Annotated in this window: 18 protein-coding genes; 4 read left to right on the top strand and 14 right to left on the bottom strand. The window is 46.4% G+C overall.

Annotation, left to right across the window (positions count from 1 at the left end; genetic code table 11):
• Positions 1 to 145 precede the first annotated feature (145 nt).
• On the bottom strand, positions 146 to 1,072 hold the full coding sequence (locus tag MHH92_RS29745; protein ID WP_100526694.1) for an oxidoreductase: 927 nt from the start codon (positions 1,070 to 1,072) through the stop codon (positions 146 to 148).
• Positions 1,073 to 1,132: 60 nt separating this feature from the next.
• Complete coding sequence (locus tag MHH92_RS29750; protein ID WP_340907537.1) at positions 1,133 to 2,041, bottom strand: helix-turn-helix transcriptional regulator; 909 nt, start codon at positions 2,039 to 2,041, stop codon at positions 1,133 to 1,135.
• A gap of 69 nt (positions 2,042 to 2,110) precedes the next feature.
• On the opposite strand from MHH92_RS29750, the gene MHH92_RS29755 reads away from it, so the two are divergent.
• Complete coding sequence (locus tag MHH92_RS29755; protein WP_340907538.1) at positions 2,111 to 2,677, top strand: dihydrofolate reductase family protein; 567 nt, start codon at positions 2,111 to 2,113, stop codon at positions 2,675 to 2,677.
• Between the two features lie 153 nt (positions 2,678 to 2,830).
• Here the strand turns inward: MHH92_RS29755 and MHH92_RS29760 are convergent, their stop codons facing one another.
• Entirely contained in the window at positions 2,831 to 3,955 is a 1,125-nt protein-coding gene (locus MHH92_RS29760; protein WP_340907539.1) for an SGNH/GDSL hydrolase family protein, read from the bottom strand.
• Between the two features lie 64 nt (positions 3,956 to 4,019).
• Positions 4,020 to 4,388: a DUF4180 domain-containing protein gene (locus tag MHH92_RS29765; protein ID WP_340907540.1), complete on the bottom strand. Its 369-nt coding sequence runs from the start codon at positions 4,386 to 4,388 to the stop codon at positions 4,020 to 4,022.
• Positions 4,389 to 4,600: 212 nt separating this feature from the next.
• Here MHH92_RS29765 and MHH92_RS29770 point away from each other — a divergent pair, with 212 nt between their 5' ends.
• Positions 4,601 to 5,218, top strand: coding sequence for an NUDIX hydrolase (locus MHH92_RS29770; RefSeq protein WP_076252058.1), 618 nt, complete (start codon positions 4,601 to 4,603; stop codon positions 5,216 to 5,218).
• A gap of 109 nt (positions 5,219 to 5,327) precedes the next feature.
• On the opposite strand, the gene MHH92_RS29775 is transcribed toward MHH92_RS29770, so the two are convergent.
• The 4 genes from MHH92_RS29775 to MHH92_RS29790 all read right to left on the bottom strand — a co-directional run bounded on the left by MHH92_RS29775 (position 5,328) and on the right by MHH92_RS29790 (position 11,981).
• Positions 5,328 to 6,221, bottom strand: coding sequence for a response regulator (locus tag MHH92_RS29775; protein WP_340907541.1), 894 nt, complete (start codon positions 6,219 to 6,221; stop codon positions 5,328 to 5,330).
• A complete protein-coding gene (locus MHH92_RS29780; RefSeq protein WP_340907542.1) occupies positions 6,193 to 7,512 on the bottom strand; it encodes an ATP-binding protein in 1,320 nt (439 codons plus the stop codon). Before MHH92_RS29780 ends, MHH92_RS29775 begins: the two co-directional genes overlap by 29 nt.
• 168 nt (positions 7,513 to 7,680) lie before the next feature.
• Positions 7,681 to 10,821 (bottom strand): hybrid sensor histidine kinase/response regulator, encoded by a 3,141-nt coding sequence (locus tag MHH92_RS29785; RefSeq protein WP_340907543.1) that lies wholly within the window; start codon positions 10,819 to 10,821, stop codon positions 7,681 to 7,683.
• Positions 10,818 to 11,981 carry a response regulator gene (locus MHH92_RS29790; RefSeq protein ID WP_339787661.1) on the bottom strand — a complete coding sequence of 388 codons (1,164 nt, stop codon included), beginning with the start codon at positions 11,979 to 11,981 and terminating at the stop codon, positions 10,818 to 10,820. Before MHH92_RS29790 ends, MHH92_RS29785 begins: the two co-directional genes overlap by 4 nt.
• A 175-nt stretch (positions 11,982 to 12,156) precedes the next feature.
• Between MHH92_RS29790 and MHH92_RS29795 the strand changes: the two genes are divergently transcribed.
• Positions 12,157 to 12,654: a DinB family protein gene (locus MHH92_RS29795; protein WP_340907544.1), complete on the top strand. Its 498-nt coding sequence runs from the start codon at positions 12,157 to 12,159 to the stop codon at positions 12,652 to 12,654.
• 247 nt (positions 12,655 to 12,901) lie between these two features.
• A complete protein-coding gene (locus MHH92_RS29800) occupies positions 12,902 to 13,972 on the top strand; it encodes an SDR family oxidoreductase (RefSeq protein WP_340907545.1) in 1,071 nt (356 codons plus the stop codon).
• 60 nt (positions 13,973 to 14,032) lie between these two features.
• Here MHH92_RS29800 and MHH92_RS29805 read toward each other — a convergent pair whose 3' ends face one another.
• The 6 genes from MHH92_RS29805 to MHH92_RS29830 all read right to left on the bottom strand — a co-directional run bounded on the left by MHH92_RS29805 (position 14,033) and on the right by MHH92_RS29830 (position 20,743).
• A complete protein-coding gene (locus tag MHH92_RS29805) occupies positions 14,033 to 14,404 on the bottom strand; it encodes a winged helix-turn-helix transcriptional regulator (RefSeq protein WP_340907546.1) in 372 nt (123 codons plus the stop codon).
• Between the two features lie 54 nt (positions 14,405 to 14,458).
• Positions 14,459 to 15,403 (bottom strand): SMI1/KNR4 family protein, encoded by a 945-nt coding sequence (locus tag MHH92_RS29810; RefSeq protein WP_340907547.1) that lies wholly within the window; start codon positions 15,401 to 15,403, stop codon positions 14,459 to 14,461.
• Between the two features lie 214 nt (positions 15,404 to 15,617).
• Positions 15,618 to 16,475, bottom strand: coding sequence for a polysaccharide lyase family protein (locus MHH92_RS29815; RefSeq protein WP_340907549.1), 858 nt, complete (start codon positions 16,473 to 16,475; stop codon positions 15,618 to 15,620).
• Positions 16,472 to 17,242, bottom strand: a complete 771-nt coding sequence (locus MHH92_RS29820; RefSeq protein WP_340907550.1) for a rhamnogalacturonan lyase B N-terminal domain-containing protein — start codon at positions 17,240 to 17,242, stop codon at positions 16,472 to 16,474. Before MHH92_RS29820 ends, MHH92_RS29815 begins: the two co-directional genes overlap by 4 nt.
• A gap of 350 nt (positions 17,243 to 17,592) precedes the next feature.
• Positions 17,593 to 18,465: an AraC family transcriptional regulator gene (locus tag MHH92_RS29825; RefSeq protein WP_340907551.1), complete on the bottom strand. Its 873-nt coding sequence runs from the start codon at positions 18,463 to 18,465 to the stop codon at positions 17,593 to 17,595.
• Between the two features lie 169 nt (positions 18,466 to 18,634).
• Entirely contained in the window at positions 18,635 to 20,743 is a 2,109-nt protein-coding gene (locus MHH92_RS29830) for a TerD family protein (protein ID WP_253504497.1), read from the bottom strand.
• Positions 20,744 to 21,079: the final 336 nt, after the last annotated feature.

The following is a 21,079-nucleotide window of genomic DNA, read 5'->3' on the forward strand; positions in this document are numbered from 1 at the left end:
ATCACATGGACTCTGCATAGAGCGGGTCGTGAAACTTCTTATGAAACGAATCATGGTAGCCCCCCATTCAGTTAATCTTATTTTGTGCTGAAGAACTTTTAACTGTCTATTCCATAATAAGGTTTACTTTCCTTAATGGCAAAATCTACACGTCGAATCTGTAATATACCCCTGTTAATTCTTCTGATACGCTCCATAGCTTGTTTGAAATGTTAGCGTCATATAATTTTTCGATGATCTTAGCGCTCTTGGGATAGCCCTTAGTGCCGCCCATACCGCTGGGAGCAATATACTCCCCTCCCGTGATCGTCGGATCTGCTGCAGCATATAAGGTAGGTAATGCCCCCATATGTGCCGGTTGACTAATGATTTTCAAAAGACTGCGCATGAATATATTGGTCTGTTTCCCCGAACCGAAGGAAAATAGATTGGTATGCGAAATTCCTGGATGAGCGGCGATACTCATGGAATCAATATGGGCGGAATTAAATTTATTCTGCAGCTCTCTCGCAAACATCAGATTGGCTAGCTTGCTTTGACTGTAGAACTTCATGGGATTATATCCTTTGGAGCCATCTAAATTATTAAAATCAATCGCACCATTATGAGCTGCCATACTACTTACAGTGACTACTCTCGATTTCGGAGTAGAGATCAATCGAGGCAATAGTAGACCCGTAAGCGCAAAATGGCCTAGATGATTACTACCAAACTGTAATTCAAAGCCATCTTTCGTTAACTGGAATGGAGGGTTCATAATTCCTGCATTATTAACGAGAATGGACAAAGAATCGTATTGCTCAAGAAAAGCGGCTGCGAACTTACGGATACTAGCTAAATCGCTAAGGTCGAGCTGCATAACGATTACCTCTCCAGCTACATGCACAGACGACTTTATTTTATTAGCTGCCTTTTCACCTTTTTCCAGATTACGAACTGCAAGGATGACTTTTGCGCCTTTTTCAGCTAACGCTAATGCCGTTTCATACCCTAACCCGCCGTTCGAACCGGTCACAATCACTACTTTATCGGATACAGTCGGGATGATGTCTTTAGTCCAAACTTCGCTCATTTGTCTACACACCTTTCTTATCTCTTCCTTGATACCCTAATATCCAGCGTTTGAAAGCTCTTATCCCCCACCATACTGGCTTAAACTCCGTTCCAGCATCCCTCTAACCTGCTGCTGTAGTTCGAGCGGAGACACCACCTTCACTTCCGGCCCATAGGAGAGTAACTTTCGTGCTGTAAAAGAGAACTCTTCAGGCGGAATCAGTCCGCGCCACTCATGGCCTTCAACCGACTTGAACAACACATCTGACGCAGCAACCCTTGCTCCAAATTCCGTGAATTGCAGCACCACTTCTACGCTTGCTCTATCTTCTTTGGCATCTAGCCATGCCTTCAGACTCGGAACAGATTCATCCACCGATTCCATAACCGTCAACTGCTGCATGCGATCCACCCGATACAATAACACGCGGTCCTTATTTCGGGCTGGCATGTACCAATGTCCCTGCTCATAGTAGATGCCATAGGGAAAGACCTGGACTTTTTTATGCCCACCGCGGGCATGATACATAAATTCGATTTCTCTCTTTTCTACCGCTGCACTCAATATCTCGGTTGTTAAAGGCTCGGAATGCCCACCGGGGTGCTGGACAAAGGTGATATGCTCTCTCATTTGCATAATCAGATCCTGTACGTCTTCGGGCAAAGTAGAGAAATACTGCTCAGCCAGATGTTCACGCATGGATCCATATGGAAAATCCGGGACTTGCTGTAGATATTCCAGCATCATAAATAGCCCTAATGCCTCCTGCTGTGTCAGTTGAAGAGGTGGCAAAATCCGATTGGGCAACACCCGGTATCCACCGTTCACGCCAACTTCTGTGTACAAAGGAAAACCCAGCGCCTGCAATGCATCCAGGTCACGCTGAATCGTACGAACCGATACGTCGAACCGTTCTGCCAGTTCCCGGGCAGTGAACTTTTGTCTGGAATCCATCAGGCGCATGATAGCCAGTTTTCGATGATTCATGTATTCAACATCCTAACTACGTCAACTTTTGTCATAGTTAAAGTGTATCATACATTGTAGAAGGGAGCGATGAACATGTCTGATAACAAAACAATTTTGTACATTGCTATGAGTTTGGATGGATATATCGCAAGACTGGATGGTTCGGTCGATTGGTTATTTGATGTGGAGGGTGATGGTGGAGACAACGGGTATGCTGCCTTTTATGAAACGATCGGTAGCGTTGTTATGGGACGTTATACGTATGAAGAGGTGCTCACACTTTCCGAAGATTTCCCCTATGCAGATCGGCCAACATATGTGCTTTCCCGCTCGGAACAGCCGCCCGCTCCGCATGTACAGTTTACAACTGAGGCGGTAGAGACACTCATTCCCCGGTTAAAACAAACTTCTGATGGAGACGTGTGGATTGTGGGTGGCGGCATATTGGTTCAAGCTGTGTTAGCAAAAAAATTATTGGATGAGATTGAAGTCGCTATCATTCCCAAGATTCTTGGCGAAGGCATCCCCTTATTCCCGACAGGCACTGTGCCAAGTCAATTCAAAATGGTCCGAACCCAGACGCTGGGACAGATCATTTCGATTCGTTATGAGGTACAGAACAGCGGCCCAGCGGACACACTTTCGAATGTCTAGATAAGTAGAAGGGAAAAAGACCATTCTTATGATGAAGGAACCTCATCAAGTTAGACACCATCTAACCACTGGGGTACCCGTTCATGAAAGAGTGGTCTTTCCATTACCATGTATCAAGTATCAAGTATCAAGTATCAAGTATCAAGTATCAAGTTATCCTATCAATCCTCGTACATATTCCGCTAACACCTCTGCCGTCCTACGATGAGATAAATCGCCAGGATGGGTACGCGCCCCTACCGTCTCTTCGGTTGTATCAGGAAGCTGGATGATTGAGACCTTACGATCTCCTGTCCCCTTTGTATACGCATCAACCGCGCGGTAGATGGCAGGCATCATGGGAAAACCAAGCATGCCATAAGCCCATACGAGTTGTGCATCCGGATTGTTTTTCCGAAGTTTGAACAGGAACTGCTCCACCGCTTTCTCAAAAGCGGTCAGATCTTCTTCATGATACGTACCATCTTCGTTCAAACGCTGCTTGTACACCTTGCCCGTGTCGGGGTCTTTCCACTCCGGTGACTGAAATGCACCCCCATCATTGCTGCCCAGGTTCACGACCACCACATCCGGCCGCCACGAACCAAAATCATGCTGATCTCCTGCACCGAGCGCTTCGTTACGCTCACCAGTAAGCAAGCCACAGACCTGTTCGTAATACTCGGGGATGTTCCCCTTTGGATTATTATCCCAACTTGTCAGCACACCCCAGCCACTTTGCGAGATGACCCGGTATTCTGCATTCAATGCCTCTGCTGTCATAAACGTATAATTATGTATGGCGCTAAACCACATCGGAATCCAATCTTCCTCCGCTTTAGCTCCAATCGCACCTTCTCCAGATGTAATACTGTCACCAATGAACTCGATCTTGTACGGTTTTTCCTGCACAGGCAGGAACGCTCCATCCGATTTCAACGCATGAATCTGCAAGGCACAACCCGGGTCACCACTCATCGCTTGAACATCTTTGACGATCCGTACATTCTTCACCACATCTGCGTTCATACCTCGGAATACACAGACCCAGTACCTTCCCGCCATTAACATCTGTCTGCTCACCGGAACACCGTTGATCAGAATGCTGATCCATGACTCATACATGTCATACTGCGACTCTACTTCAACCCATAGTTCGGAGCCCTGTACATTGAGTTCGACTGCACTCCCCGTCCAAAATAACGTCAACGGCGACAACTCTCCAGTTATTCTGCCATGCACTTTAAGATTTCCGATCTCAGGCAGAGCATATACCTTTGAATTCTCATTAGATATCACGGTGCAAACCTCCTACGTTTGGCTCAAATTATAAGCAGGCTCTCTACATGCCTCGGATGTACGCTTAACTGATATTATGCAACTTTTGAAGCGCTTCCTCTTTGTTTTTCAAAAAGAAAACATGCTTGCCATTGTTGCACTCATAGATGAAATCTCTCAGGCTCTTGCTGTTATGTCCTTCGAAATCTCCCACAATAGCAAGCTTAACATGATAGTTCACGTATTTCTGCAAAATGTCGCCTGCAAGCTTGGTTTTCAGTTCGAAGAACTCTTCCGTGATGTTCGATTTGTCGATAATGAGCTTATCGGCATCATCGCTATACCTTACCGAAGCCATCAAATCCAGTGCATCTTGAGCATTGTTGATGACGATGCCATCACTTTCAATAATGGCGACCTTGGAATTGCCTTGTTGATCAATAGTTATGTTCATTTCACTTTCTCCTCTTCTGGACATCGTTTCTTTATAATATCTCGCAGTTCTATATTAAAAAGCAATATTTGTAGAGTGCGTTTAATCATTAGTGTGATTCCCTAAATTTGAGTTGTCCTTTCTTAGTAGTTATAGACTGTAATTCATATGATATAATGGGGTTATTTCCTAACTAAACTAAATCTCGTGACTTGCGAAGAAAAGAGGAGTCCATGGACACAAAGTGGCTAGAATGGGCAAAACAGATTCAAGCTATCTCACAAACAGGTTTAACCTATGCCAAGGATGTTTATGATATCGAGCGATACGAGGAATTGAGGCGCATTAGTATTGATATCTTAAGCAACTATACTTCTGTTAACAAAGAGAAAATATCACTTACATTTGCAAGTGATTCAGGTTACGCAACGCCTAAAGTCGATATTCGCGGTGTTGTTTTCAGGGAAAACAAAGTGCTTTTGGTTCGAGAGAAATTAGATGGGGCATGGGCATTACCAGGGGGATGGAGTGACATCGGCCTATCACCATCAGAAGTAGCTGTGAAAGAAATTAAAGAAGAATCCGGTTTTGATGTTGTACCGATGCGGTTGTTAGCAGTATTGGACAAAAAATTCCATGGACACCCACCTGAGCCTTATCACGTATATAAGATGTTTATCCGCTGTGACATTGTGGGAGGGCATGCGGAAACAGGTGTAGAAACCAGCGCAGTTGATTTTTTTGCTATCGACGCTTTACCTGAATTATCATTGGAAAGAAATACGCTGGAACAAATTAAAATCATGTTCGAATTTCTTGAACAACCAGATAAAGAAGTAATTCTGGATTAAAATAATACCCCCTTCAGCTTGCCCGTCTTTGGTGAAGGTGACCTCGACACCGCCGATGGTCACCTTCCCGGGTTTTCATATCCTCCAACAGACAGAGGCATATGATGCCTCAATTATTCATCTTTTCAAGCGTCTCCATATAGAACACAAGCAGGAACTTTTTGATATTAACCTTGCCTTTGTCACCTGTCTGATCTTCTTCCATGGCTCTCATCTTCATTCGAACATCCTGGAAGTCAAAGTAGAGTGGCGCATAATGCTCAAACTTGTGGTTGCTATAATCGGTGAGTCCAATCGAAGCCATGTTGGTCAGTGCGGCAATTACCGTTCTGCGAATGCGTTGTTCCATCGCCTTGCTCTCTTTCTCCACGTCCTTGGGCGTAGACTTGTACGTCTTGGCCACCGCTTCATACGACTCCTTCAGCGGCGGCCACTCCGCGACCTGCTTCTGGTCAATTGCATACTCCATAAGGGCCACAATATCCTTGCTTCCACTTTCTCCGATGATCCCCAGATCCATCAGAATGCTTCTTGCCGCATCTCGCACCGTACGACCTTGAGCAGGGGCCGGCGCTTCCACCAGATTCAATCGAGCCATCGACTGCTTGATCTCCAGCACGTAACGTTCGTACTTCCACTGTTCATTCACTTTGCTGAGCACATGCTCCACTTCCACCCGATTAATCGGTTTATGAATGAAGAATTCAATGCCGTTCTGGTAGGCCGCTCCTACCATCTCCTTGTTCTCCACCTGAGAGATCATGATAAATTTCCCGGTATATCCGCTCTGCTTCAGCTTCGCCACCGTTTCAATTCCGTCCTGATCCGGCATCAGCAGATCAATCAGCACCACATCGGGACGCAGATCCATGATCATCCGTGCTCCTTCTATGCCACCCTCCGCCATACCCGCAAGCTCGCCGATTCCACAGGATTCAATGATATCATGCAGCATACTCCGGCTCACTACATCATCATCCACGATCATGATAGAAAGTGTCATCGACATCGGCCCCCTTGATTAGATTCATTTTGGGAATAGTTATAGCGAATGTTGTCCCTGTCTCTCCTTGAGGCGCCGACTCTACCTTAATTTGTCCCGCCAACGACTGAACGATATCACGTACATGGGACAGGCCAATGCCCGTCGCGGCAATGCCGACTTCATTGAACTTTGTTGTATAGCCCGGTTCGAAGATAACATCCCGTTTGGCTTCAGGTACGCCTTTTCCAGTATCCATCACGACGAAATGCACGTCATCTTCCTGCTCATACACACGAATTCGGATCGTCCCGTCACGCTCAATCGCCTCTACCGCATTGGCAATCAGGTTATTCATTACCGTTAGAAGAGGAATGTAATACGGAGACTCACAATCATACTGTTGCTCGATGTCGATCTCGACCTGCTTATGCAGCATCTCACTATATTTTCGGTTTGCTTTACTGGCAAAGTTCAGCACTTCGGATAAGCTCATGTTAACCGCTTTTTCGTTATCATACAGCTTCAGCAGACCCGCGAGAATGCGTTGTGAATCCTTCTTCACTTCATGAATCTGCTGAGCGATGCCCAGCGTGCGCTGACTGTATTGATTCATGTCGTGCTCTCGGAGATCGCGATATAGATCATAGCTGTCTGCCGTAATGCCTTCGATCGTATTCATCGCTTTCTTGAGGTAAAAAACCTCGCCATACAGACCCGAGTTCACACTCAGCATCTGCTCCATCCGCTTCTCCTGTTCTGCATGTAAAAGCCGCATCTGCCTCACCGCAAAGCTGTTATAGAGCCCAATCACAAAGTAACTTCGCAGACCGCCTACCACAAGCAGATACAACCATTCCTTCATATAAAAGATATTGGTCCCGCTTAACATTCCGCGAAGAAGAAGCTCAACAAGATTAGAGGAGAAATCGATACATGTGATTAACCCGCCGAGCAGAAGAGGCTGCATCTCATGGAATCGATGCTTGAACCTGCTAAGCCCATAGGCAAAGACCACATAATACACGCCTGCTCCCAGGTTGTCCCGCATGCTTTCCAGAATGGACACGGTCTGTACATGATTGATGAGATCTGCCGACTGAAACAGGAAACTTGCGATGCCTGTCAGGATTCCTGTCTTCACATAAGACAAGTGTGGCATGATCATCAGCAGAAATAAAAGGATGCTAACCCCCAGCCCGATTCGGAAGTAATCTTCCCGGAACGGATTTATCTTGAATTGCGCCCCTACCGCAGTGGCAAAGGCAATGGCCGTCATCTGTACATTCTCATTTTTGACCCAATTGCGCATCGATCTTTTCACCCACTATAACAACGTTTAGCGCGCAATGCCGGAAACCGCGCTTCTAATGTTAAATATACTAACATATGAAAGATGCATTAGAAATAATTAAAATTAGGGAATGAACATGCAATCAACACAAAAAGGCCGGAAGTCTTCACTTCTGCGGCCTTTTCCTTATATCTCGTCCGGAATATCAAATGATACCATCGTGCCCTCACCCGGCTCACTTACGATTGATAATCCCTGACCATACCGTTGCAACAATCTGCGGTTTGTATTCACAATGCCTATTCCACCTTTTCCACCTGGCGTAGCATGTAACAGCTCTGCAACCTTCTCCGGTTCCATTCCTTTGCCATTATCCTTCACTTCAATACGGGTATAACCCTCATGGCGAGTAATGGACAGGCATACTGTCCCACCCACATTTCGGCTTAATAACCCGTGTCTGACGGCATTTTCGATCAAGGGTTGAATCGATAGCGGCGGTAGAAGTAACGGAAGGTCGGGCTCTACGTTTAATACCACCGACAATCGATCTTCAAATCGTGTTTTTTCAATAAAAAGATAAGCTTCCACGAGCTCCAGCTCGTATGATAATTTCACCAGTTCCCCTGTATTGAGATAGTTGAAGCTGATCCGTAAATAGGATGAAAAAGCTTCCCCAAGCTTCCGCATATGCTCTGTATCAATATCACTTAAAACCATAAGTGAATTCAGCGTATTGAACAGGAAGTGGGGCTGGATCTGAGCCTGCAAATAAGCAGCTTCCATGCGTAAGCGCTCCTGGATGGACTGATTTAACATGGTCAATGCACGTATTCGATATTTCAGCTCCAACGCATCTACAGGCTTCGTGACATAATCATTTGCCCCCGATGCAAAACCGGTATATATATCCGGTGGCTGGCTTCGCGCAGTCAACAATAACACCGGAAGCTCAGACATCGAGAATTGTTCCCTCACCTTCTGGGTTAACTCATATCCGGACATATTGGGCATCATCACATCCGTAATGAGCAGATCCCACTGGCGTGTGCCGAGCAGTTCCATCGCTTCCTGACCCGAACCTGCTGTAGTTATATCATATGGTTCCGTCGAAAGAATGCTGACCAGCACATCCAGATTCACCGGATCATCATCGACAGCCAGAACGGTGGCTTTCCCCTCTTTTAACAACGGAGCCATCTCTGCTGTCGCCAAGGCTTCCGCGTCCCCCATATCTGGGCGGGGTAACAGGAATCCGTTAGGTGCATCTTCCATCATCTCCGCGGCCTGTTCCCATATCAGGGGAAGTTGTGACTGAGCCTGATGGGTGGATTCATTCGCGAGCGGCAGATTGAAACTGAATACCGAGCCCTTTCCGAGTTCCGAGTGAACCGTAAGTGTCCCCCCGTGCAGTTCTACGAGCTCTTTGCAGATGTTCAGTCCAAGTCCGATGCCTTGTCCATCGCTGATGCCATACGACCCTTGTTCATACGGAAGGAAAATGCGCATCCGCGTGTCCTCATCCATGCCAATACCCGTATCCGTCACATGAATCAGAGCATGTCCTTCGCGAATGTCGGCACTTACGGAGATCGTTCCTTCCTCTGTATGTTTAAGCGCGTTATGCAGCAGGTTATACAAAATCTGAACGAGCCTTTCTTCATCAGCAATAACCAGTGGGAACGATTCCGGAATCTCCATATGAAGGCGGACTGGTTTTCGTTCTGCCATGAATTGCAGCATGGCGATAATGCCAGGCACAACCGACTGTATGGAAAGAGGCTCCTGACGTAACACAATGCGGTGCTCCTTCAGCCGGACTACATCCAGTAGATCACCAAGGAGATGCGACATCCGGCGACCGATCGTAATCAGCAACTCCATATCCTCCAGGCTCCGTTCATCCAGCCTGTTTTTCTCTCGGGTGACCACGTTGTGAGCGATGTTAATGATCCCGTGCAGTGGAGTCCGCAGTTCATGTGATGTATTCGCCAAGAACTGATCTTTAATTTTGTCGCCCTTCTGCAGCTCTGTATTCAGCTTCATATTCTCCTTGGCATTCCTGAAGTATTTCTTGAACCAATAGGCGGAGAAGCCGGTAATGGCAAAGATGATATCAATGGGATAATAGACGGTTGTCACATCTTTCGATGTCTCACTTGTACTCCACAACATGTTGGATATAATGCCTCCAGCGGTCAGGAGTAGGAAAACCATATCTCGATCAGCCTGTTTCCTAAAGAGCATGACACCTACAATGTACAGGAACCAGAGAGAAGAGACGAGAAAGAACACGTCGATAAAAGAATAATAAACCATGGCATAGACAACGTGAATTGGCGCCGCCAGAATAACAGCAATATAAGCTATTGTCGTGACAATGCCTAATTGAAGGATCTTTGTTCGTGTATGTATCAAGGTCAATCTCTGGAACAACAGCAGAATACAAGCATTTTGCAGCAGCAGACAGATCAGACGAAGCTTGATCCCCCATGTATAGTTAATAGGGAGCCATAACATCAGAATGTTATCATGACCTACCATAACCACAATGCCCACAGATAGGGTTAATATAGCTGCGACGAGCAAGGCCCGCTCCTGGGGGTTGAACACAAACAGAATACAGGCATACATGCCATGAAGTAATAAAACGAGAAAAATGGCCATTTGAAAACCGATGGAATACCAACGTGCGTAATCAACCGCCGCCTGGGAACCGAAGCGAACGGGTTTGCCAATCCCGCCGATATACGGGCTATCATAATTGGCTACACGAATGAGTAATTCAATCTCTGTTGCGCCTTCATCTTCATAGGATGCCGTATAAGAGGTACTTCTTGGTTCATAGGTATCCGCATCCTCCGACACCTTCCCCATTCCGCCCACGACATTGCCATTGATTTCAATTTCAGATGAACTTCGGATGTTTCTGAACCAAAAGGTGACAGGGACCTGGAGCGGATCAGTCAGCACACGCAATCGATATGTGGCATATCCAAGTGAACTCTCCTGATCTGGGTTCTCAGCCTTCCAATCTCCCGGAACCTGGACCACATCCGCCGCATGTGCTCGTCCCTCATCCACAATATCCTTCCTGGTCAGTAATTCATTCGAATATAGTTCCCATTCTCCGTTCAGATACATTACTGGCACTTGTTCCAGATCAACACCTCGCAAATCAACTACACCATTCACAGCTTGATGATTGTCCAAGGCAGGGAAGAACTGCGACCAGACCCAGCGCATGCCGACCAATGCCACTAAAATGATCGACAGGATCAGAACGTACTTGAAACGTCTTACGGGATTTGTATGTCGTACATTCATTGGTTACGTTGCCCTGACTTGATCAAACCGAGCTTCCAGTCCCTGTACCATTCGCGAACCTCTTCACTGATCGGTATCTCCAAATCTTGCTCCATTCTGGTGGTTAAGAGACGATACTGCTCCTCCACACCGAGATCGTTGTGCATTTCATCATATAACTTCATTAGAATAAAATAACTTTCTTCCTCATCCGGAAGCATATGCTGGATACGTTGTGTACTCTCGACCACTTTTTCCGCCAGCCCATGCTGCTGGTAATACAGACTTAGTTGTCTCATATGATACAGCCACAGATAGCGTAATCTTTCCCGCTCAGGTTCAGCCCACATGTATTCATAATTGCCAAGATAGGTACCCTTATATAGATGAAGCGCTTGCTCATAGGCATGAACCGTACTTGCGTCTACGACTTTCCATTGCCTGATTTCCCGTTCCCACTGCTCACTATCCAACTGAGCCTCACCCAGTTCGAGTCGATAGCCTGCCTCCAGGTGTCCACTCTGAATCGTGATCATATCCATGTTGCAAGTTTTCAGGGTTTGGCGGACATGATACATCGCAGTGTAAAGTTGGTGTGCCGTCTTCTCCTCTTCCATTCCCGGCCACAGAAGCTCCAGCAGAACACTGCGATGGATAACCTGGTTCCGGTGGTGAAGCAAGTATGCAAACAGCTCCTGCGCCTTGCTTGTACGCCATTTGGCAACCTGAATATCCTTTCCTGGAAGCTTAAACTGAATCTGATTAAAACATAAAATTAAAGGTACATTTGTATCCTTTGACCGCTGCTCCCGTTTTACGCTCAGTTTCTCCCGGACTCGGCTCACTGTCTGCTTCAATCGATCCTTTTGGATGGGCTTCATCACATAGTCCAAAGCCTGTAGTTCGAAAGCATGCACCGCATATTGATCGTAACTGGTCACAAATATAATTTCGATACCCGGTGTTGCCGCCTGAATCTGTCTTCCCAGATCCATACCATCCATCTCCGGCATATGAATATCCAGAAATACAACATCAGGACGGTGTTCCACAATACCTGCCACAGCCTCTGTTGGATTCATATATGTAGCGATAATTTCAATGCCGCTTACTTCTTTTTCTAGTGATTTTTGAAGGCCTATCAACGCTAGACGTTCGTCGTCAACCAATATCACTTTCACAGGAGCTTCCTCCTCGACCCTGAGGTCTTGAGATTTATTTTCACTATTATATCATAGGCATTTTAAGTATTTAGGGTTCTTGGTTATCCATTTTTAATTTTTAGCAATTTAATTGTATAATACTAAATAGAAGACAGGTTATCAGATCCAGTCTTGGAAGAGAGGAAGGTACCATATGTCAGATGTTAATCAAAGCTTTGGGCAAGCCCTTGTCAAATCATTAGTGGGGGAACGCGGTCATATCCGTATCGCTCGTGCTCTGCCCGATATCGATGTCACACTTGCTGCTCGTACGCACGATGCCATGCCATATACAATTTATCAGTTGGTGAAGCACATGCATTATTGGCAGAAATTCATGCTCGATCACTTGGAAGGACGCAAACCACAGCTCCCTGCTAACGTGAGTGAGAGCTGGCCTGAGGAGAAGGGTCCACAGGACGAAGCCACGTGGAAGGCAGATATTCAGGCATTCTTGGATGGAGTTGATCAAGCCGTAGCCATTGCCGAAAATGTACAATTAGATGATCCACTGCTCTATTTCCCGGGTGAAACTAAAGCAGGACTTCTGCGCAATATCGCATCCCATAACTCGTACCATCTGGGTGAGATTGTTCTGCTGCGTCGCTTCTACGGCGCATGGCCGCCTTCAGGTGGCGGATATCCGGCGTAAACCATATTTACGACAGATCTATTGAACGAATATACAGACACATCTAAGCTGTGAAAGGACGGTTGTTCCTTTTACAGCTTCTTGTGGTTATAGGCAAGTAACATCCATTGAAGTGCAATTATAACGCTCATATCCTGTACCAGGCTCATATATTACTTCAAAGTACGTATATGACTTTGAAGTGCGTACTTCTCATCCTTCTTTTTCTGACCCACAATATGAACAGAAGAAGAGAGGAGCATGTCCATTGAAACCCGAACAATCCGTTACCCGTTACACCGCACTTGTCATTGGTGCTGGAGGTGTCATTGGAAGAAACCTTATTGATTATCTCATGACACTTCCCGAGTGGAATGTGATTGGTGTATCTCGCCGCGGAGGGGAAGATGCCCCTGGATTACGTTATATATCAGCTGATTTACTGAACGAAGCAGACACACAAGACAAACTAAGTCATTTAACGACGGTTACGCATATTTTCTACGCCGCGTATCAGGATCGCCCAACTTGGGCCGAATTGGTACAGCCCAACCTGGCCATGCTGGTCAATGTGGTGAATACCATCGAACCGATCGCTCCAAATCTCCAACATATTAGCCTAATGCAAGGGTATAAAGTGTACGGTGCACATCTGGGGCCATTCAAAACACCTGCCAAAGAAACAGACGCATATCATATGCCCCCTGAATTCAATGTCGATCAGCAACAGTTTCTCGAGGATCGACAACCCGGAAGCAGCTGGACCTGGTCAGCCCTGCGCCCTTCTGTTGTATGTGGATTTGCCCTGGGTAATCCAATGAACCTTGCCATGGTTATTGGCGTGTATGCGTCTATCTCCAAGGAGCTTGGCTTGCCATTACGATTTCCCGGGAAACCAGGAGCGTATCAATCGCTTCTTGAAATGACTGATGCAACATTGCTGGCTCATGCAACCGTATGGGCAGCAACCGATCCGCGATGTGCCAATCAGGCATTTAATATCACCAATGGCGATCTGTTTCGCTGGAACGAGCTATGGCCCAGAATCGCTGCATTTTTCGAATTGGAAACTGCACCTCCACTCCCCCTCTCACTTGCAAAAGTGATGGCAGATAAAGAAAATCTTTGGAATTCCATGATTGAAAAATATGATTTGGTAAACACCCCATATGAGGATGTCTCTTCCTGGGCATTTGGTGACTTTGTCTTCTCGTGGGATTACGATTTCTTCGCAGATGGTTCCAAAGCTCGCCGCTTCGGATTTCATGAATTCATTGACACGGAGGCTATGTTTATGGATATTTTCAGAAATCTACGTGATCGCAAGATCCTTCCGTAAAGTAGATAAAATGCAAAATAAGCCGATTCCTGAATTGCAGAATCGGCTTATATAAGTCCCTCAACGGTCAGTAGTTGGCGGCTTAAACAGAATTTTCCCTCGATCACCATATACATTCTCCACGTGTATATCGCCCCACCTACACATCAGATGAAGAATCTCTTTAAGACTCCATCCATACTCTGTTAACTCATACTCCACTTTAGGAGGAACCTGGTGATGTGAAATACGGGCAATAACCCCGGCCTCCGTTAGTTCACCAAGTTGCTGAGTCAACACTTTCTGGGTGATCGCGGGGATCAGTTTCATCAGCTCACCATTACGTTTCTTGCCAAAGGTAAGATGGAATAGAATAACAGGCTTCCACTTTCCCCCAATTACTTCAAGAAAAGCTTCAACTGCGGTGTTATATACTTTGAGCGGTTCCTCCATATCACCTTCTGTCTCCCTTCCACACAACAGTTTAATGAGTCTCTGTCGAGTTTTTTAGACTTCTGGTGTCATCAGCCCTTGGATAAACGTCTCAAAGTTCGGTGCCAGCGGAATGATCTCTTTGGGATTCTCCCTCTTCACATAAACGACCTCAGGTTCTCCATCATTACCGAATGAACGATAATCAAGCATGACAACCCCCGACTCCGAAGGAGATACCGCGATGACCACACCAATCTCCGGATAACCTTCACGTTCAATCAAATTCCAGCTGCCTTGTATACCCGCTAGCGTGCGAGGCTTCTCACGGCCAATACCCAGAATGCCTTCAATTTCAACATAATCCGTAGCTCCCGTATCTGTGTTCGCCACAGGGAAATAACGATTGTACGGAATACCACCGTTATGTAGCTTCATCATCTCAATGTAGGAAGCCGGAAGTCGGAACACCAATTGCTCCTCCACAGAGTCAATGAGACCCTCACTTGGAGGATTGGACACATAGTGCTCCAGTGCCTGCTCACTATCGTTCCAGAATTCGCCGGATTCCGGTCTGGGAACCGCTTCAAAGGTCGCTACAACGTCAACGGGTACGCGGAATTCTTCAACAGTCTCTGAATCCGTTTCAACTTCAGGTTCAGACGGCTCCTCCATTTTGCTTCGAATCCATCCCAGAAACTCCAGCGTATCTTCATCCTCGGGGTCCAATTCATCCGCTCTTTCAAATGCCTGCAGCGCATGCGCATATTGCTCCAGATAATAATAAGCCAGTCCAATCCGATAATGCCAAAGCGGGTCGCCTGTGCCCTCTTTGGCAACCGTCAGGAATTGTTCAACCGCTTCTTCATACCGTTCCAGGTTATTTAGCGCTCGTCCCAAATGGTTAACCAGCTCATAATCCCTTTCTTCCACAGGAATTGCTTGAATTGCATCTACAATTTCCTGAAATTCATCTTCTTCATGCCACTCTTGCAATTGAACCAACAGATCGTCTCTCATTCTCTTTTCCTCCCCGTTCATTCACTCATGATTACGTATTGAAAATTATACCACTATCCGGATCACCATCTCCAGCAAAGCAAGATCCTTAGGGATATCATGAATCGATATCTTTCCATTTCGGATGACAAAGCTAAAAGAGGTAACCTGAACCCGGTTAAGAAAACCAGGCAGGCTACCTCCTTTATTCCTTCCACTATATTGAATTCTTAAATCAATTCAGCAACTCAACACAATCGTAGACCCAACCTGCACTTAACCAGTTCCCCAAGTCACTGGAACCACTGATCGGCGTAATTGTGATGGTATTGGAACCATTCACGAAGTAGGATGCTGGAACATTCCAGCTAAAGGTTGTGTTGTTGCCACGATACGTACCAATGGTGAAACTACGAGAATTGGGCTGTGAAGATGCGGCAGGATTAGTTAATGCATGTCCATTAACCGTTACGCTAGGTCTGCCATTATTGTAAGCTGCGGTAATACCGATGTTGAGCGTATGAGAAGATGCCGCTTGAGATGCATTCAAATTAAACGTTATTGTGGTTGGAGAATTCTGACCACGGAACTGGATTGCCGGGAATCGATTGGTCGCGCTACCGGTAGCATAGGTGACAGGTCCCCAGCTTGGATTCCGACTATCGGATGGGTGACGAATCGGAATTGTCTGTCCATTCAGGAACTCCCGTGGTGTACCATCCCAGTTACCGATTCGCCAGATGTTAGAGGCTTTGCTTGGGTCATTGTTGATCGTACGTGTATTCAATGTCGTCGTTTGTCCTGCCGTGACATTAACCGTTTCCGTATATACGGCTAGTTCTCCCTTATAAGCTGTCATAGTGTACGTGCCCGGGAGCATGCTGTATTTGGCTGCTGCCCCACTTGAAGACGCCCCCACCCAATACTGGGCATTGCTATTGGCGAACCCAATTGTATATGCATAACCCGTATCCATCCCGGAGAGGCCATTAAGCACCACGTTCCCCCGACTGGATACCCAACCCTGCAGATTCAGACCAGACATCCAACTGAAGTCGGGTACACTTGGCGTACCTCCCGTTGTGAAGATCAAGCGTACGGCCCATGCAGACCCAGGCGCCAACTCTCCGTCTGTGCATGTCCCGAGTTCATATAATTATATACTTCTGTCTCTGTTCCACTTTGGAACTGGATGTCGCGGAAGAATGGACCACCAGAGCTTTTTTCCCGATTGCCGTAGGCCATAAATACACCGACGCCATTACCCGTAACTCCACGAACCGATAAATCTTTGGCCTGATCATTACCATAATATTTAGAGGCACTCTGACCGTTTGCGAAACCAAATACATCCTGACTCTCGATTGCGCCTGAGTTACCTCGATTATTGGAATTCGCCGGAACACCTGTCAACACACTACCATTACCGCGGAAAATGTATCGCAGCTCCCCGATCGAAGGTTGAGCCGTGATATGCGTTGCCATGTATATGATATTCTCGCCACCACGCGAAGCATAATAGTGAGTCAGTGTGCTTGTGGATACCGTGATTAACACGGTTGATCCTGAAGGAGAGGTATTCCACGTCACATTGGCGGAGGAACCCAAACCTGAACCGATGTGTGATCCTCTATTGCTGTTCAGCTCCGTACCGTTCATTTTGGCTGAGATAATATCGCCATTGGTTTTGTTCACCACATAGACTAATCCTGATCCGGTGTTTACTTCAATTCTGGAGCCGTTATCGGTCACATTAATGGTTGCCGCGTGTCCGGTAGATGCAGGGTATACAACAGCTGTTGCGATCATAACGACAATTAAAAACAAACCAAGCGCCTTTCTCACTATACTTTTGGTCATGAGTAAATCCCTCCTTGGAATTCATTTAATAAAGCGCTTACATTACAATGTATAATAACTGACACTTCCGTCTCATATCGATATGTCTGCTATGTGAGCCTGCCCATAATCAATGGAATGTTATGTCTTCGTGCGTATAGAATAGAGTCAACACTTCATGTAAACCTGATCTCCACCCCCTTCTTAAATCACTCTTCTACATACAAGTATTCTTACAATTCCAATAAAATAATACCATTATATTACATATATTTGCAATGAAAACGGCTCGTATATCCGATAGCAAATTCTGAAAACAAAAAACGCAGCTTCAAAAAGCTGCGCCCGCAGATACCAAGCTAGAGACATTATCATCTCTTCCGAATAGGTATCCATATCTCACTTCTATATTGCTCTACAGTAACATCCTTGTGCTCGTTCCATAACATTTCCGGACCCTCACTCAGCTCATAGTCCGATGAAGGAAACCACTCCGCGTAGATTCGGCCCCACACCTCCTGAAGCGTGCTTGGAAACGGACCCACGACGGTAAATACTGCCCACGTTGAAGCAGGAACCTCAAGCTGTTCCAGTCCTTCAGGCGTATCTTTTGTCGTAGCTGCGCCAATGTAATGATCCAGTTCTCCCTGTTCCGCCATCCGCCCCTCACTGAAATGGGCTGAAGCACTGATTAAGCCCAGAGGTTGGACGTTCGATGCCCCCTTGATCGTATCAATCAATTCCGTTGTAAGACTCTGGTACATCGCAGCGATATCCGGATTTACCCCTTGGAATACAATCGGCACCCTTTTACGAATACCCACGATTCGAAAATCCTCTTTGTCTTCAATGCGGTAGTTCATTTCGCTTCCTCCTTGAATGGTCAGTTGAAATGTCATCCGTGGGAAGGCTTTAAGGGATGGGCCATGGTTTCGCGCTTCGGAGGGCGTAGTGCCATGCATGCTTTGAAATGCCCTAGTGAAAGAATCCGGCGATGCATACCCGTACTTCAGCGCAATATCAATGATTTTGCTGTCACTGTGGCTTAACTCCATGGCTGCAAGTGTCAAGCGACGGCGTCGAATATATTCCGAGAGTGTTACACCACTAAGAAAAGAGAACATGCGTGTAAAATGATACTCCGAGCAGCAGGCAATCCGGGAAATCTCCTTCATGTCCACGACATCCATCAGATGCTCCTCAATATAATTCAAGGCTTCATTTAACCGCCTCAGCGTATCCATATCATCCCTCCCACGTTAATTTAAGCTTAGCAAAGTCATTCTCTTTGCATCCGACATTACCTGCACCATTCTGTAGGCTCTTTGCATTTAAACCAGAAAAAAAGAGCAGCATCAGCTACTCTTTTCTAACTTTGATATTCACATATCACCAGTAGTCAAGTCAAACAGGTCAAACCAGATACTCCGCCATAATCTGCTCGATATCATAGGGTGTAATACCTTGATCGACCGAATAGATTGTATCCGCCTGATCTATTGTATCCACCAGTTCTCCTCTAGCTTTGGCGTGGAGCATGAACAAGTCGTGCAGATCGGGTTTGCGTAAAGTCGTTAGTGCTTTGCCCATCAGCACGATACCTTTTTGATTCCCCTCTACGTTATTGTAGTAATCCGGATATCTAGTCAGCGCCAGGTCTGTCCAGATGACGGTACGTTCAACCAGGTCCATAATGACAGGGATCGCAATCTGCGTATCCGCGGTAATATCGATTTTGTTCGCTACGGTAGACGGTTCGAAAATCTCGCCAGACCCCGGCTTCTTCCTCATCATCCAGCCCACAAAACATTCGGGCAGATCACAATACGGATGACTTGTAAACGAAAGCAGTGTTGCCACCACATATCGCCCACCATAGGCCACGATGGATGGAATATGCAGATCAATGAACTCACTTGCTCCGTTAGGTGCAGTCACGATATCTCCGCTATGGACAGCCTTATAGTTAGAGGATCGCAGATTCGTATAGGAAATATGCTCCACATAGTTCCAGTCCTTATCGTACATCACCGCAGACAAGTCAATGTCCACGCGCCCTGTAGACTTTCCATCCACGTCCCCCTCTTTCCACCAGTTGAAGAAACGAATGGTATCACCCTCTGCCATCGGCACACGACTTCCACGAACGATGGTATGCAGAGCCTTGCTCGCTGATCTCTGGGAAAAGGGTACCAGATAATCATGAAGCTGTGGATCGACATAGGTCTTCCCAAGCGGGGAAAGGTTAGCGAATCGTTCTACCAGTGCCTGCTCGCACAATTGTACGACATCCTGACACGTCACTTCATCGATCTCTGGCAGCTCATTCGGAACAGCAAAAGCTTTGGCTACATTGCCTTTCGGGAAGAAGACACGCAGATCCTGCGGTTCATTACGGTGGGCAAAATGCTGTCTCACCTGCAATAACACCGGGGTAGATACTTGCTCCAGTACCTCACCAAATGCGAGCAGCACATACGCTTCATCTTCGGTCATCCGCAACAAGTGATCCAGTCTTCTCGCAAATTCACCTGGACGCTGTGACAACAGATCAATCAGACTCCAGACATTCCGATATTGGAAGGCAAGCTCCACACTTCCGTTGAAGGTCGAATAAGGCTTATTATTACGCAAAATATCAAAGGCTTCTTCGCATCGTGGATACCGAAGCTTATATTCCGAAGGATGCAGAATTTCGCCAAGGCGAATCCAGCGATCCTTATATCGCAGCATATCCTCCGTCATGGAGCCACACTGCTCCAATAATCCGAGCAAAAGGCGTCTCTCGCGGCGTTTGAATTTCCGGAAGGGAGAAGCCGCAGCGAGGCTAACATCACCATCGGACCAGGCAACAGCCAGACGCAGGACATCACTTGCCGTTTTGAAATACGGACCGATCCGGTCGACGTTCGCTTTTTCATGCTTCAACAGCGAGGCGACCACAAAGCCCACATTTTCTTTGAACGGAATCTCAGTGGGTAATAGCGCATCCACGTCTTCCGGGTCTGCATGCTCCAATACTGTGTCGATATCCGCCTTGTCTGTTTCCGAGATGGAACCTTTTGCTTCAATGATTTGACGGATGAGTGTCTGGAATGCTTGCTGGTTTCCCAAACCAATGACTTTCAAGTCCGTCTTCTCCAGCAAAGGCATTCGCTCCAGAGATTGTTGATCCGGACAGACCACAGTCAGGTTGGTCAGATAATGAATAATCGCATTGAGATATAACTCGGCCTCATCTGCTTTCATCACCTGCATTGGGAATCCTGCATACATCGGTGTGTACTTCACATGTGCGCCGACCATGACTCTTAGATCAGCCACGAGTTGATGATACACTGTTTCAAATTGTTCCTTGGACAGCTGCCGCATCGCCTGCATTAACTCATCCGAGAAGGTGTATCCGAGTGCTTCAATATTTTTGAGGGCAGTCGCCAGGTGTGTCTTAGGCAACTGTTGCTTCCCTTCGTTTGATTCGATAATAAGTTTGTTTGCTCTGCGCAAATAGATTGTATTGTTCATGATAAAAGAGTCCAGGAAAGCCACATCCCTATATAACGTGAAAGGTTAGGGTTAGAAGGAAGGAATGTGATAGCCTGGACGCCTCCTCTCTGAAATAAAATCTTCAGGAGAGCTGCGACCCTATGATCTCCAATGATTGTAGAAGGAAGGATCGCAATAGCCTGAAGGCCAGCAGTTCAAAGTTTGTCACCCGAACCTCTGGTGAACCCATCATCTCAGATTCCACGATCTGCCAACAGGGCGAAAGTATTACGACGTGAATTTAAGAATTTAATGAAAATAGAAAAAAGCCTTTGCCGACCCCCAATGTCAGCAAAGGCTTTTCATTTTAAATTG

This window comes from Paenibacillus sp. FSL M7-1414, assembly GCF_038003195.1.
GTDB lineage: Bacteria > Bacillota > Bacilli > Paenibacillales > Paenibacillaceae > Paenibacillus > Paenibacillus amylolyticus.